The 14,127-nt window shown below is 60.8% G+C and carries 12 protein-coding genes; 8 read left to right on the forward strand and 4 right to left on the reverse strand.

Annotated features, from left to right (window positions below; all coding sequences use genetic code 11):
- Positions 1-130: 130 nt before the first annotated feature.
- From hflK to ACPYOP_RS22870, 3 genes are all read left to right on the forward strand, one after another.
- Positions 131-1,255, forward strand: a complete 1,125-nt coding sequence (gene hflK / locus ACPYOP_RS22860) for an FtsH protease activity modulator HflK (protein ID WP_481412565.1) — start codon at positions 131-133, stop codon at positions 1,253-1,255.
- A complete protein-coding gene (gene hflC / locus ACPYOP_RS22865; RefSeq protein WP_481412566.1) occupies positions 1,255-2,193 on the forward strand; it encodes a protease modulator HflC in 939 nt (312 codons plus the stop codon). The genes hflK and hflC overlap by 1 nt, the downstream gene beginning before the upstream one ends.
- Positions 2,194-2,384: 191 nt before the next feature.
- Positions 2,385-4,109: a DegQ family serine endoprotease gene (locus ACPYOP_RS22870; protein ID WP_481412567.1), complete on the forward strand. Its 1,725-nt coding sequence runs from the start codon at positions 2,385-2,387 to the stop codon at positions 4,107-4,109.
- Positions 4,110-4,113: 4 nt separating this feature from the next.
- On the opposite strand, the gene ACPYOP_RS22875 is transcribed toward ACPYOP_RS22870, so the two are convergent.
- Positions 4,114-4,695, reverse strand: a complete 582-nt coding sequence (locus ACPYOP_RS22875) for a GNAT family N-acetyltransferase (protein ID WP_481412568.1) — start codon at positions 4,693-4,695, stop codon at positions 4,114-4,116.
- 30 nt (positions 4,696-4,725) lie between these two features.
- On the reverse strand, positions 4,726-5,616 hold the full coding sequence (gene serB / locus ACPYOP_RS22880; protein ID WP_481412569.1) for a phosphoserine phosphatase SerB: 891 nt from the start codon (positions 5,614-5,616) through the stop codon (positions 4,726-4,728).
- Here serB and miaA point away from each other — a divergent pair.
- Positions 5,615-6,511, forward strand: a complete 897-nt coding sequence (gene miaA / locus ACPYOP_RS22885; protein WP_481412570.1) for a tRNA (adenosine(37)-N6)-dimethylallyltransferase MiaA — start codon at positions 5,615-5,617, stop codon at positions 6,509-6,511. The two genes, serB and miaA, sit on opposite strands and share 2 nt — an antisense overlap.
- A 10-nt stretch (positions 6,512-6,521) precedes the next feature.
- Here the strand turns inward: miaA and ACPYOP_RS22890 are convergent, their stop codons facing one another.
- Entirely contained in the window at positions 6,522-8,552 is a 2,031-nt protein-coding gene (locus tag ACPYOP_RS22890; RefSeq protein WP_481412571.1) for an ATP-binding protein, read from the reverse strand.
- A 340-nt stretch (positions 8,553-8,892) separates the two neighbouring features.
- On the opposite strand from ACPYOP_RS22890, the gene ACPYOP_RS22895 reads away from it, so the two are divergent.
- The 3 genes from ACPYOP_RS22895 to ACPYOP_RS22905 all read left to right on the forward strand — a co-directional run bounded on the left by ACPYOP_RS22895 (position 8,893) and on the right by ACPYOP_RS22905 (position 12,465).
- Entirely contained in the window at positions 8,893-10,686 is a 1,794-nt protein-coding gene (locus ACPYOP_RS22895) for an acetolactate synthase 3 large subunit (RefSeq protein ID WP_481412572.1), read from the forward strand.
- Positions 10,687-10,771: 85 nt separating this feature from the next.
- Positions 10,772-11,344 carry an acetolactate synthase small subunit gene (ilvN, locus tag ACPYOP_RS22900; RefSeq protein WP_481412573.1) on the forward strand — a complete coding sequence of 191 codons (573 nt, stop codon included), beginning with the start codon at positions 10,772-10,774 and terminating at the stop codon, positions 11,342-11,344.
- A gap of 89 nt (positions 11,345-11,433) precedes the next feature.
- Positions 11,434-12,465 carry a capsular polysaccharide export protein, LipB/KpsS family gene (locus tag ACPYOP_RS22905; RefSeq protein WP_481412574.1) on the forward strand — a complete coding sequence of 344 codons (1,032 nt, stop codon included), beginning with the start codon at positions 11,434-11,436 and terminating at the stop codon, positions 12,463-12,465.
- Between the two features lie 2 nt (positions 12,466-12,467).
- Here the strand turns inward: ACPYOP_RS22905 and ACPYOP_RS22910 are convergent, their stop codons facing one another.
- Positions 12,468-13,313 carry an aldo/keto reductase gene (locus ACPYOP_RS22910; RefSeq protein ID WP_481412575.1) on the reverse strand — a complete coding sequence of 282 codons (846 nt, stop codon included), beginning with the start codon at positions 13,311-13,313 and terminating at the stop codon, positions 12,468-12,470.
- Positions 13,314-13,517: 204 nt separating this feature from the next.
- Here ACPYOP_RS22910 and ACPYOP_RS22915 point away from each other — a divergent pair, with 204 nt between their 5' ends.
- Positions 13,518-14,111 (forward strand): LysE family translocator, encoded by a 594-nt coding sequence (locus ACPYOP_RS22915; RefSeq protein ID WP_481412576.1) that lies wholly within the window; start codon positions 13,518-13,520, stop codon positions 14,109-14,111.
- Positions 14,112-14,127 lie beyond the last annotated feature (16 nt).

Raw genomic sequence — 14,127 nt, forward strand, 5'->3', positions numbered from 1 at the left:
CCTCAAGTATCGTTGAAAGCAGGTGCTTCGATACCTATAACGGGAAACAATCGCTGCCACCCGCGGATATCAAGCCAAGAATTCCGTGGGTTTGGTGCGATATCGGGAGTCAACAAACAAAGAGGTTTTGATGCCTTGGAGCAATCAGAATGGCGGCGGCGGCGGCCCATGGGGTGGCGGTGGCGGCGGAAATAATCAGGGACCTTGGGGGCAAGGACCAAACCGGCCGCGCGGCAGCGGCAACGGAGGGCCTCCGGACCTTGAGGATATCATTCGCCGCGGTCAGGACCGATTGAAAGGTTTCGTGCCAGGTGGCTTCAATGCAGGCGTCGTCCTCATCATCATTGCAGTGATCGCCGTTTTCTGGCTGATCCAGTGCATCTACACGGTGCAGCCGGACGAGCGCGGCGTGGAATTGCGCTTCGGCAAGCCGCGCGAGGAAGTCTCGATGCCCGGCCTGCACTTCCATATCTGGCCGATGGACCGCATCGAATACGTCAAGGTGACTGAGCAGCAGCGCAACATCGGCGGCCGCTCAACCGCCGGTTCGACCGCCGGCCTGATGCTGACGGGCGATCAGAACATCGTCAACGTGCAGTTCTCGGTCCTCTATACCGTGACCAACCCGCAATCCTATCTGTTCAATCTCGAAACCCCCGACGAGACGATGCAGCAGGTTGCCGAAAGTGCCATGCGCGAGGTTGTCGGCCGCCGTCCTGCCCAGGACGTCTATCGCGACAAGCGCCAGGAAATCGCGACCGAGGTGAGGAGCATCATCCAGGATACGATGGATCGCTATGGTTCGGGCATCTCCATCAACGCGATTCCGATCGAGGATGTCTCGCCGCCGCGTGAAGTGGCCGACGCCTTCGACGAAGTGCAGCGCGCCGAGCAGAATGAAGACCAGCAGGTGGAAGAGGCCAATCAATACGCCAACCAGAAGCTCGGTCAGGCCCGCGGTCGCGCGGCTCAGGTCCGCGAAGAAGCAGCCGCCTATAAGGACCGTGTCGTGAAGGAAGCCCAGGGTGAGGCGCAGCGCTTCATCTCGATCTACGACGAATACGTCAAGGCGCCGGAAGTCACGCGCAAGCGTCTGTTCCTCGAAACCATGGAGTCCGTCATCGGCAATTCCAACAGCATCATCATCGACGATAAGCAGGGTGTCGTGCCTTACCTGCCGCTGAATGAAGTCGGCAAGCAGTCCACGACGCCGGCGGGCAAGCCCGCCGCTGCAACTCAGCCGGAGGCCAAATAATGACGTCCAGCCGTTTGCCAGCCATTCTCATCGCGCTCGCGGTAGTGCTGTTGCTCATCTATTCGTCGGTGTTCGTGGTCAATGCCCGTGAACAGGCGATCGTCCTGCGCTTCGGCCAGATCCGCGAAGTCAAGACGGAGCCAGGCCTCTACTTCAAGCTGCCTTTCGCCTTCATGGATGCCGATCGTGTCCAGTACGTGCAGCTGCAGGAATTGCGCTTTGATCTGGACAATATTCGCGTCCAGGTCTCGGGCGGCAAGTTCTATGAAGTCGATGCCTTCGTCGTCTACAAGATCATGGATGCACGCAAGTTCCGCGAGACCGTTTCCGGCGATCGCGACGCAGCGGAATCGCGCCTCAGAACCCGCCTCGACGCTGCATTGCGCCGTGTCTACGGTCTACGCGGCTTCGAAGCGGCGCTTTCCGACGAACGCGCCTCGATGATGACGGAAGTACGCAACGATCTGCATCGTGATGCCGAATCGCTCGGTCTCAACATCGAGGACGTCCGCATCCGCCGCACCGACCTGACCCAGGAAGTGTCGCAGCAGACTTACGACCGCATGAAGGCCGAGCGTCTGGCGGAAGCCGAACTCATCCGCGCTCGCGGTAACGAGGAAGGCCAGAAGCGCCGCGCGATCGCAGACCGTCAGGTTGTCGAGATCGTTGCGGATGCGCAGAAGGATTCCGAAGTGCTGCGCGGTCAGGGCGAAGCCGAGCGAAACGGCATCTTCGCCGATGCCTCCAAGCGCGATCCGAACTTCTATGAGTTCTATCGCTCGATGGCCGCCTATACTAAGGCGCTCGCCTCGGGTGGCAAGACGCTTGTCCTGCCGCCGAACCAGTCGGATTTCTTCAAGTACTTTGACAGTCCGGTAGGCTCCGCGCCCAAATCCGGGGCGCCGGCGCTTGCCAATCCGACGCCATCAGCGAATTAAGACGTCAAATCAAGGAATGAAAGGGCTGCCTTCGGGCGGCCCTTTTCGTTATGGCAGATCGCAGTGCCTTTACCATGTCGCATCGCCGGCGCGGAGTGCGGGGATTTCGCAAAAAGGTGATTTCACGCTTCATCATTCCGCCTTATGTTGATGCTTATACAAGACTTCCCCTTTCTTGATGAGGATGCCTGATGGCTTCGACCAATCGCCTGCCTTTCAGCCGTTCGTTTGCCTTGCTGGCCAGCATGGCATTGATTGCCGGCCCCGTTGTGGGCGCTACCGAACAGGCTTATGCGCAGACGCAGAATAGCGGTGCGACGGCGGGTGCCCAGGCGCCGGTCACCAACAACCAGGCGCCTCCGGCCGCATCGCCGACGGCTACGCTGAACCCGGGCGCGATAAACCCGGCAGTGAATGCCGGGCCGGCTTCGGTTGCCGATCTTGCTTCCGGGTTGCTGGATGCCGTCGTCAATATTTCCACCTCGCAGAAGGTGAAAGACGAGGGCGATGGGCCGGCGACGCCGAAGGTACCGGACAACTCGCCCTATCAGGATTACTTCAACGATTTCTTCAACAACAAGAAAGACGACAACAGCAATCGCAAGGTGAGCTCGCTCGGCTCGGGCTTCGTCATCGACCCGGCCGGCTACATCGTCACCAACAATCACGTCATCGAAGGCGCCGACGATATCGAGGCGATCTTCCCGAACGGTACCAAGCTGAAGGCAAAGCTTATCGGCACCGATACGAAGACCGATCTTTCGGTTCTCAAGGTTGAGCCGAAGCATCCGCTGACGGCGGTGAAGTTCGGCGATTCGTCCAAGATGCGGATCGGTGATTGGGTGATGGCGATCGGCAATCCTTTCGGCCTCGGCGGGTCCGTGACCGTCGGCATCGTTTCGGCCCGAGGCCGCAACATCAATGCCGGCCCCTATGACAACTTCATCCAGACGGATGCGGCGATCAACAAGGGCAATTCCGGCGGCCCGCTCTTCAACATGAAGGGCGAGGTGATCGGCATCAATACGGCCATCATCTCCCCGAGCGGCGGCTCGATCGGTATCGGTTTTGCCGTGCCGTCCGAACTCGCGGAAGGCGTGGTCAATCAGCTCAGGGACTTTGGCGAGACACGCCGCGGCTGGCTCGGGGTGCGCATCCAGCCGGTAACGGATGACGTCGCCAACAGCCTCGGTCTGGCCGGTGCCAAGGGCGCGCTCGTGGCCGGCGTCATCAAGGGCGGCCCGGTCGACAACGGTTCGATCAAGGCGGGCGATGTCATCCTGAAATTCGACGGCAAGGATGTGGACGAGATGCGCGATCTGCCGCGCGTCGTCGCTGAAAGCCCCGTCGGCAAGGAAGTCGATGTCGTCGTTTTCCGCGATGGCAAGGAACAGACCGTCAAGGTGACCCTCGGCCGACTGGAAGACAGCGATCAGGCGGCAGCCGCCAGCACCGACAAGACCAAGAAGCCGCAGCTTGCGCCCGACGATAATGGCAATAATGGCGGTGTCATCAATCCCGACGAGGGCGATGAGGGTGGCGACGACGGCATGGATGGGCAAGACCAGGGCGGCGATCCGCAGCAATCGCCGCAGGCTCAGCCACCGGCCCCAGCGACCTCGAACATACTCGGCATGAAGCTCGCGACGCTGAGCGCCGAGAACCGCAAGAGCTTCGGCATCGCCGATAGCGTCGATGGTGTCGTCATCACGGAAGTGGTGCCTGGTTCGGCTGCGGCGGACAAGGGCCTGAAGCCCGGCGACGTCGTCGTGGAAGTGGCGCAGGAATTCGTCCAGACACCGAGCGCCGCCTCAGAGAAGGTGGCCTCGTTGAAGCGCGAAGGACGGCGCAATGCGCAGATGATGGTTGCGTCTCCGAATGGTGACTTGCGCTTCATCGCCGTCGCGCTGGAGTAGGAGTTCAGCGCTCCGTTTGTTTTGCCTGCTGCGCCCGCCACTCGGCTGCCGTCAGGCGGTAGAGGACATGCCGCTTCAGATGGGGATGGGTGTCGGGCACATTTGGATGATCGAAATAGCCGCCTTCGACGCGATGCATGCCGATCCGCTCCATGACAGCGGTCGACCTGGCATTGTCGTGCACGGCAAAGGAAACGATCTGGTCCAGGTTGAGCGTGTCGAAACCGTGGGCAAGGAGCGCCCGTGCCGCCTCGCTGACAAATCCCTTGCCCCATTGTCGCGCCACCAGCCGCCAGCCGATCTCGATCGTTCCCGCCGGCACGAAGGGTTCCAGATGATCCGTTCGCATCAGCAAGCAATAGCCGATCGCTTCGCCGCTTTCCTTCAGCTCCAGCACGTAGGGGCCGAGCCCGGTTTCCGCGATCATCGACTGAACGCGATCGAAGAAGGCGTCGGCTTCCGCACGATTGCGGCGGAACGGAAAGAACTCCATGACGGTCTCGTCGGAGTTGATCTCATAGGCCAAATCGCGATCCGTCTCGCGCCAGTTGCGGATGATGAGGCGGTCGGTTTCGGTAATGATCATCTGTAGCCCGATCCCGGCGATAGCGCCGTTCTATGGTTTGATGAAATCCGTCTTGCGATAGCCCTGGATGTAGAGGAGGGCGGTGAGATCGCCATGGTCGATGCGCATCCTGGCCTGTGCCGAGACCGTCGGCTTGGCGTGTAGCGCCACACCAGAGCCGGCGAGCTGCAGCATGCCGAGGTCATTTGCGCCATCGCCGACAGCCAGCGCGTCATCGGTGGAGATGCCGAGCTTCTGGGCGATTTCGTTCAACGCATCCACCTTGGCTTGTTTGCCGAGGATCGGTTCTTCGACGAGGCCGGTCAGGATGCCGTTTTCTTCCAGCAGAATATTGGCGCGGTTTTCGTCGAAGCCGAGGGTCGCGCCGATGCGGCTGGTGAAGACGGTAAAGCCGCCAGAGACGAGGGCGGCGTAATATCCTTTCGCCTTCATCGTCGCGATGAGTTCGGCGCCGCCCGGCGTCAGCGTGATGCGTTTGGCAATGACATCATCGACGACGGAGATCGGCAATCCCTTCAGCAGGGCCACGCGCTCGCGCAGGGCCGGCTCGAAGGCGATTTCGCCATTCATGGCGCGGGCCGTAATGTCTGCGACTTTCTCCTTGAGGCCGACTTCGGCGGCGAGTTCGTCGATACATTCCTGGCCGATCATGGTCGAATCCATATCAGCAATCAGCAGCTTCTTGCGGCGGGTGTCGGCGTCCTGGATGACGAGATCGATCGGCTCGCCGCCGATCACGGCCAGGATATTAGCTTCTGCAGCCTGCAGGTCCGTATCATCGCGAAGTGCGATATCACAGGCGATGCCGTCGGCCAGCCAGTAAAGCCCGGACGCCTTGACGACATCGGCCGCCTTTTCCGCGATGGCCGGAACAAGAACGGGGTTTGACGGATTGGCAATAAGCGTGGCAACGAAGGCCATGAGCAGAAACCTTATGAGCAATATCGACGCGATCCTGATAACCGGGCCGACCGCCAGCGGCAAGTCCGCGCTGGCGGTAGAATTGGCGCGCTCGCATGATGGCGCCGTTATCAATGCCGACAGCATGCAGGTCTATGACACCCTGCGCGTGCTGACAGCGCGGCCCTCCGGGGCCGATATGGAAGGCATTCCGCATCATCTTTATGGCCATGTCCCGGCGGGCCAAGCCTATTCCACCGGCGTCTGGCTGCGTGAGGCCAGCGCATTGGTCGAACGTCTGCGCGGTGAGGGGCGATTGCCTGTCTTCGTCGGCGGCACGGGGCTCTATTTCAAGGCGCTGACGGGCGGGCTCTCCGACATGCCCGAAATTCCGCCTGATATCCGGGACCGGCTTCGTGGCCGACTGCTTGAGGAGGGGGCGGAGGGGCTGCATCGCGAGCTTGCGGAACGTGACAGCGCCATTGCGGAAACGCTGAATCCGCAGGACGGACAGCGTATCGTCCGCGCGCTGGAGGTGATGGAGGCGACTGGCCGGTCCATCGCGGCTTTTCAGGGCAAGGCCGGGCCTATGATCATCGATCCCGATCGTGCTCGCAAGATCGTGGTGCTGCCTGACCGCGCCGTCCTGCACCAGCGCATCAACAGCCGCTTCGAAAAGATGCTGGCAATGGGCGCGGAGGAGGAGGTTCGGACTCTATTGGCGTTGGATCTCCCGCCGGAGATGCCCGTGATGAAGGCGATCGGCGTGTCGCAGATCGCCGCGATGCTGAAGGGCGAGATGTCGCGGGAAGAGGTCATCGAGACCGGGGCGGCGGCGACGCGACAATATGCCAAGCGGCAGATGACCTGGTTTCGCAATCAGATGGATGGGAGCTGGGAGCGCCTGAGCCCGTGAGCTTACTGCCTCAATCCTTGTCGTAAAGGCTGCTCAGCGGCTTTTTCAGAATGCTGTCCCGCAGCGAAAGGCCGGGTTCCCGCCTGAGCGACGGCAAAGGTTCTTTCGGCGCCATCGCGCGTGCGGCCGCATCGTCGCCCCGGTATTCGCGGCGCAGGTCCGCAAGCCTGCTGTCGATCGATGTCTGCGGAAGCGGCGCAGTCTGTGGGGTGGCCGTGCGGGGCAGCATGTCGGGGCGATAGGGTTCGATCGGTGGCGCATCGGCTTCCGCCACACGTGGGGATGTCTGCTCGACGGACGGATCGTCGAAATCGTTCCTGCTCTCGGTCACCGTGTCCGGTGCGGCGCCGTAGCTCTGTTGCAAGGCGCTGATATCGGGGCCCGTAATCGAGCGCATGCGGCTGATGATCGTGCGCAGATCGACTGTATCCGGCGAATCCTCGCTGACCTTCGCCGTGCTGCCGCTCGCTTTCGGCAGCAGATGGTCTTCCACGCGGGAAAAGCGCATGCGCATCGGCACGGTGATGGCCTCGCCGAAGGCGATTGCCTCGCCATTGCCGATCGAGGACAGGAAGCTGGTCGTCGAGATCGACGAGTTCGGGATGGCCGAACGGATGATTTCCTGGTCGCGATCATTGGCAAGGCGCATGGCGAAGAGCGTCGAGCACTGTGAGAGGATCGTCTGATCGAGCTCGCCGGGGCGCTGCGTGATGATGCCGAGCGATACGCCGTATTTGCGTCCTTCCTTGGCGATGCGGGCGATGGCCTGCCGCGTCGGGAAGAAGCCCAGCGTCGGATCGGCGGGGATATAGCGGTGCGCTTCCTCGCAGACGACGAGCATATGGATCGCGCCGTCGCTCCAGAGCGCCAGCTCGAACGCCATACGGCAGAGGACCGAAGCGACGGAATTGATGACTTCCGAGGGGATACCGGCGAGCTGGAACGTGCAGATCGGCTTACCGTCGCCCGGAATGCGGAAGATCTTGGCGATGGTCTCCATGATCGTATCGGTGATCGTATTGTTGGAGAACATGAAGTGATAACGGGGATCGTTGATCGCCGAGATGATGCGCATTTTCAGGGAGCGCAGATGCGGCTTTTCCTGGCGGCCCTCCAGCCGGCCGATGCGCTCGTCGATCAGCGCCAGCAGATCGGCCATGCGGTAGGGAACCGGCGTATCCGCCGTCACGGATGACTTTTCCGTTTGGCGGCGCATCAGGCTTGAATCGCTGCCGCGGAAGGCGCGTCTTGCCTCCGGAATGAGATCGCGCAGCGCATCGAGTTCTTCCGGTATTGCCGGTCGGCCGCGGAAGACGACTTCGCTGAATTCTTCCAGCCGCATCAGCCAGAAGGGCAAGTCGAGCGTATCCGTGTCGATGACGACGGCATGCTTCGGAAAGGCGGCGGCAAATTCATTGTGCGGATCGAGGATCAGCACGCGAAGTTTCGGATCGGCGCCGATCGCCTTGTGCAGCAACAGCGAGACGGCGGTGGATTTGCCGACGCCGGTGGAGCCGACGACGGCGAAATGCTTCGACAGCATAGAGGGAATATGGATGGCGGCGTCGATGCTTTCATCCTGTGTCAGCTTGCCGATGACGCAGCTGCTGCCCTTGCCGGCATCGAAGATGCGCATGAGGTCGGCGGCTCGGATGCGATGCGCAATCGCGCCGAGATAGGGATAGGCGGTAATGCCGCTCGAAAATTCCTCGCGGCCATCCGGCCCGACATGGACCTCGCCCAGAAGCTCGACTTCGATGCGGAAGAGATTATCCTGTTCTTCGCCCCAGCCGACGCTTTGAGTGTTCATCGAGTAGACGAGGGCGGCCACTCGGTTCGACCCGACGCTGATGGAGATCAACCTGCCGACCGACCAGAGTTCGGTAAGGTCGGTACCGCCGGCTTCGGCGACGGCGGCGATCGTTGCTCTCGAGCCGTTGCACGCGACGACACGGCCGAGGAAGCGATTTCCCGGCTTCAGCCTGTCGCGACGATCAAAATCTCCAGCTTTGCCGGACGTCTGCAGATCATTATTCAGCAAATAGCTACCCCAACTATCCAATGCCGGAGCATAGAGACGGCGGCTTAACAAAATCCTGTCGGGCACCCATGCTTTTAAAGGGTTTCAGCTGATAGGGTTTCGGTGGCCGCGATTTTTTATTGCTTCACGCGTTGACGCTTCGAAATTTTCTGTCTATCACTTCGCCCCATGAAAAACTCGATCGTTCTTATCGTGGTGGGAAAGCGCATGGGCAGGATGGTGTAACCATCCGGCGATAGCCACCCATGCGCTAGATGACAGGCTCCCCAAGGGGCCTTTTTTTATGCCCGAAATCGAGATTTCATTCTTCCAAACCTCCAGCAGACAGCGGAACAAACGTATGACCGGCACAGATAATCAGGCGAGCGACAATCGAATGACAGGCGCGGAGATCGTGTTGCAGGCGCTCAGGGACAACGGCGTCGAACACATCTTCGGTTATCCGGGCGGCGCCGTGCTTCCGATCTATGACGAGATCTTCCAGCAGGACGATATCAAGCACATTCTCGTTCGCCATGAGCAGGGCGCCGGCCATGCGGCCGAAGGCTATGCCCGCTCCACCGGCAAGGTCGGCGTCATGCTGGTCACCTCCGGCCCGGGCGCGACGAATGCCGTCACGCCGCTGCAGGATGCCTTGATGGATTCGATCCCGCTCGTCTGCCTCAGCGGCCAGGTTCCAACCACGCTGATCGGCTCCGACGCTTTCCAGGAATGCGATACCGTCGGCATCACGCGGCCGTGCACCAAGCACAATTGGCTGGTCAAGGATGTCAACGAGCTGGCGGCCGTCATTCATGAAGCCTTCCGCATCGCGCAATCTGGCCGCCCGGGTCCTGTCGTCGTCGACATTCCGAAAGACATTCAGTTCGCAACTGGGACCTATACGCCGCCGGAAGCGCACCATGCCCAGAAGAGCTATCAGCCGAAGATCCAGGGCGATCTCAACAAGATCACCCAGGCGATCGAGCTGATGAAAAATGCCCGCCGTCCGGTCATCTACTCTGGCGGCGGCGTCGTCAATTCCGGCCCGGAAGCCTGCAAGCTGCTGCGCGAGCTGGTCGAGCTGACCGACTTCCCGATCACATCGACGCTGATGGGTCTTGGCGCCTATCCGGCATCCGGCAAGAGCTGGCTCGGCATGCTCGGCATGCATGGTTCCTATGAAGCCAACATGGCGATGCATGATTGCGACGTCATGGTCTGCATCGGCGCGCGCTTCGACGACCGCATTACCGGCCGCCTGAATGCCTTCTCGCCGAATTCGAAGAAGATCCATATCGATATCGACCCATCGTCGATCAACAAGAACGTTCGCGTCGATGTCGGCATCCTCGGCGATGTCGGTAATGTTCTGGAAGATATGGTTCGCTTGTGGCGCGCCTTGCCGCAGAAGCCGGCTGCGGAGCGCTTGGGCGACTGGTGGGCTGACGTTGCCCGTTGGCGCGCGCGCAATTCCTTCGCCTACAAGCCGAGCGACGATGTGATCATGCCGCAATATGCGATCCAGCGTCTCTATGAGCTGACGAAGCATCGCGATACCTACATCACGACCGAAGTCGGCCAGCACCAGATGTGGGCGGCTCAGTTCTACGGTTTCGAACAACCGAACCGCTGGATGACCTCGGGCGGCCTCGGCACGATGGGCTACGGCCTGCCGGCCGCACTCGGCGTGCAGATCGCCCATCCGGAAAGCCTGGTCATCGACATTGCCGGCGATGCCTCGATCCAGATGTGCATTCAGGAAATGTCGGCGGCCATTCAGCACAATGCGCCGATCAAGATCTTCATCCTGAACAATCAGTACATGGGCATGGTTCGCCAGTGGCAGCAGCTGCTGCACGGAAATCGTCTGTCCAATTCCTACACGGAAGCGATGCCAGATTTCGTCAAGCTCGCCGAAGCCTATGGCGCCGTCGGTTTGCGCTGCGAAAAGCCGGGTGACCTCGACTCCATGATCCAAGAAATGATCGACGTCAACAAGCCGGTCATTTTCGATTGCCGCGTCGCCAACCTCGCCAACTGCTTCCCGATGATCCCCTCGGGCAAGGCGCACAATGAAATGCTGCTGCCGGATGAAGCGACCGACGAGGCCGTCGCCAACGCCATCGACGCCAAGGGTCGCCAGCTGGTTTGATCGATAGCCGTGGTGCGGCGGTTGCCGTGCCCCGGCCGATCCCGTCGGCATGCCGAACAAGAACCGAGGAAACGGAACAAGGATAATGAACGCACACCTTCAACCCACGGGCTCCGCCTACTTCATTTCGCCGGAAACGGCCGCAGCCGAGAGCCACACGCTTTCGGTGCTGGTCGATAACGAGCCTGGCGTTCTCGCCCGCGTCATCGGTCTTTTCTCCGGCCGAGGCTACAACATCGAAAGCCTCACGGTTTCGGAGACCGAGCATCAGGCGCACCTCTCGCGCATCACCGTCGTCACGCGCGGCACGCCGCACGTGCTGGAACAGATCAAGGCGCAGCTCGAGCGCATCGTTCCCGTTCATCGGGTCGTCGACCTCACCGTGCGCGCCCGCGAACTCGGCCAGGAGCGGCCGATCGAGCGCGAAGTGGCGCTGCTGAAGGTGACCGGAAGCGGGGAGATGCGTGCCGAAACGCTGCGGCTCGCCGATGCCTTCCACGCCAAGGTGGTGGATGCGACTGTCGAGCACTTCATTCTCGAGATCACCGGCAAGTCCTCGAAGATCGATCAGTTCATCGCCATCATCAAGCCGCTCGGCCTCATCGAAGTCTGCCGCACGGGCATCGCTGCGATGAACCGCGGCTCGCAAGGGATGTAAGAGCCCGTATCGTTGACCGGTCAGCGGGCGTCGCTTAGCCTTGCGACGTCCAGCCCGGATCAGCGGGCTCTTTGCAGCGGGGAAATAAGGTGGCAGTTCTTGCCGGCGAGACTTTGCCAGATATCGGTGAAAAGCCGTGGCATCCGCCGGCCGGCATGCGCCTTGGCGCCGCGCCTTTCGTACGAAGTGACTTTCCCTGGCTCGGACGTTATTTCGGTTCGCAGAAGCTGGCTTCCGCGATGTCGCCCGGAATAGGCGGCATTGTTTCCTGGGGCGGACGCGCACCGGCCAAGATGGCGGATGGGATTGCGCGGTTCCGCCGATTGCCGCATTGGCATCTGGAGGATGGTTTCCTGCGCTCCGTGGGGCTCGGCAAGACCGGCGCCATTCCGCTTTCCATCGTCATCGACGATCTTGGCCTGCCCGTGGATGCATCCACGCCATCGCGGCTTGAGAGGCTGATAGAAGGTGCCGGGGAGGCGGGAGAGCTCGGCCGCGCCATCCGCGAGCAGATCGTTCTCAACAAGTTGTCGAAATACAATCATCTCCCGCATCGCCCGCCACGCATTGAGCGGACGGCAAAGCGGCGCATTCTGCTCGTCGATCAGGTCGTCGGTGATGTTTCCGTCGGCGGGGCACTCGGCTCAAAAGCCTCTTTCGAGAAGATGCTTGCGGATGCGCTGGCGAGCGATGCGCAATGCCTGATCCGTACCCATCCGGACGTCATGGCTGGGCTCCGTAAGGGATATCTTACGAATGGGGCTTCCATGCGAAATGTAGTGCTGCTCGGTGAGGCTGTGTCCGTGGCATCGATCCTCGAGGTCGTCGACGAGGTCTGGACGGTCTCGAGCCAGTTCGGCTTCGATGCGCTGCTGCGCGGTATTCCGGTGCGTTGCTATGCCGCTCCCTTCTATGCGGGCTGGGGCGTGACCGAAGATCATTTCGGCGTTTACACCAAGGCTGCGCTTGCCGGGCGTCGGACGAAACGAAGGACGGTGGATCAGATCGCCGCCGCCGCTCTTTCGCTTTATCCGACCTATCGCGATCCCATCGATTGGCGGGAGATCGACGTCTTCCGGGCAATCGAGCTGATCGTCGCACAGCAGAAGGTGGCGGCCTAAACCTATAGCATGTCCAGTGATTTTTTTCGCGATGGCGGCGGGAAGGCGGCGTCGAGGACGGCCCAATCCTCGTCTGTCATATCGACATCTATCGAATCACGGTTTTCCTCGACACGCTGCGGGTTCGAGGATTTCGGAATCGGTATCACGCCGTCGCGCTCCAGCAGAAAGGCAAGCGCGATCTGGGCCGGGGTCGCCTGATAGGTCTTGGCGATGCGGATCAGCTCTGGGTGATGAAGCAGCCGGCCTTGCTCGATCGGCGAATAGGCCATGATCGGAATGCCGCGCTCCTGACACCAGGGCAGCAGGTCATATTCGATGCCGCGCCGGGAGAGATTGTAGAGCACCTGATTGGCCGCGACATTGCCGCCGCTCGGCACGGAGAGCAGCTCATCCATATCGACGACGTCGAAATTCGACACGCCCCAGGCTTCGATTTTACCGGCGGCTTTCAGGCCTTCGAAGGCTTCCACCGTTTCTTCGAGCGGATAATTGCCGCGCCAATGCAATAGATAGAGATCGAGGCGATCGGTGTTCAGACGCCTCAGGCTGCGTTCGCAGGCCTCGACCGCACCTTTGCGGCTGGCGTTGGCGGGATAGACCTTGCTGACCAGGAAGACCTCATCGCGGCGGCCTTCGATCGCCTTGCCGACGATTTCCTCCGAGCCGCCGTCGGCATACATTTCGGCCGTGTCGATCAGCGTCATACCGAGATCGAGGCCAGTTTTGAGGCTGGTGATTTCATCCCTGGCATTTGCGCTATTCTCGCCCATGTTCCAGGTGCCCTGGCCGAGTGCCGGAACCGCGATGCCGGAGGGGAGGGTGACGGTGGGGATGGGCTCGCGCATTGTCTGTCCTCGCTGCGGAAAGCCGAAGGATAGATCCATCCTGGCGGATTTCAATCGACGCCTTCATGTCACCGTGACAAAGGTGCTCTGGCTTTCAGACTATGAGCGAATTAATGTCGCCCGGATATGCGTCGCTGTATCAGGCGCGCGTGAGAAGAATTTTGGATGCCGCCCTTCGTCACGCACGGTGTCCTTGGAGGCACCATGGCGCTGGATACATTTCTGGCTCTCTTACTTTTCGCATTCACGACATCGATCACCCCAGGGCCGAACAACATGATGCTGTTTGCCTCGGGCGTGAATTTCGGTTTCCGGCGCACTATCCCACATATGCTCGGGATCGGTGTCGGCTTCTTCTTCCTACTGCTTGGAGTCGGCCTGGGTCTGGGCGCGTTGCTGCATACGGTGCCTGTGCTCTACACCGTGCTGAAATTCGCAGGCGGCGCCTATCTCGTCTGGATTGCCTGGAAGATCGGCACGTCGCGCAGTATTACGGAAAGCGAAGGCTCCGCACAGCCGATGAGTTTCATGAGCGCTGCCGCATTCCAATGGGTCAATCCCAAGGCCTGGGTGATGGCCGTGACCTCCATGGCGACCTACACCAACGAGCAGCTCTATCTCTTCACTGTTCTGCTCGTCGGGCTGGCATTTGCCGCCGTGAACGTGCCGACCGTTTCGACCTGGGCCGGTTTCGGCTCCGTGCTGCGCGATTGGCTTTCCGACCCCGTTCGGCTCAAATGGTTCAATATAACCATGGCCCTCCTGCTGGTGCTCAGTCTCTGGCCGATGCTAAAGTAATCCGGAAAAGACAGGA

The organism is Rhizobium sp. KNZ2-6A (assembly GCF_056755475.1).

What these genes read in the sequence shown, in the direction of transcription:
- hflK (WP_481412565.1), top strand. Translation starts at nt 131, where the DNA reads ATGCCTTGGAGCAATCAGAATGGCGGCGGCGGCGGCCCATGGGGTGGC.
- hflC (WP_481412566.1), top strand. Translation starts at nt 1,255, where the DNA reads ATGACGTCCAGCCGTTTGCCAGCCATTCTCATCGCGCTCGCGGTAGTG.
- ACPYOP_RS22870 (WP_481412567.1), top strand. Translation starts at nt 2,385, where the DNA reads ATGGCTTCGACCAATCGCCTGCCTTTCAGCCGTTCGTTTGCCTTGCTG.
- ACPYOP_RS22875 (WP_481412568.1), bottom strand. Translation starts at nt 4,695, where the DNA reads ATGATCATTACCGAAACCGACCGCCTCATCATCCGCAACTGGCGCGAG.
- miaA (WP_481412570.1), top strand. Translation starts at nt 5,615, where the DNA reads ATGAGCAGAAACCTTATGAGCAATATCGACGCGATCCTGATAACCGGG.
- serB (WP_481412569.1), bottom strand. Translation starts at nt 5,616, where the DNA reads ATGGCCTTCGTTGCCACGCTTATTGCCAATCCGTCAAACCCCGTTCTT.
- ACPYOP_RS22895 (WP_481412572.1), top strand. Translation starts at nt 8,893, where the DNA reads ATGACCGGCACAGATAATCAGGCGAGCGACAATCGAATGACAGGCGCG.
- ilvN (WP_481412573.1), top strand. Translation starts at nt 10,772, where the DNA reads ATGAACGCACACCTTCAACCCACGGGCTCCGCCTACTTCATTTCGCCG.
- ACPYOP_RS22910 (WP_481412575.1), bottom strand. Translation starts at nt 13,313, where the DNA reads ATGCGCGAGCCCATCCCCACCGTCACCCTCCCCTCCGGCATCGCGGTT.
- ACPYOP_RS22915 (WP_481412576.1), top strand. Translation starts at nt 13,518, where the DNA reads ATGGCGCTGGATACATTTCTGGCTCTCTTACTTTTCGCATTCACGACA.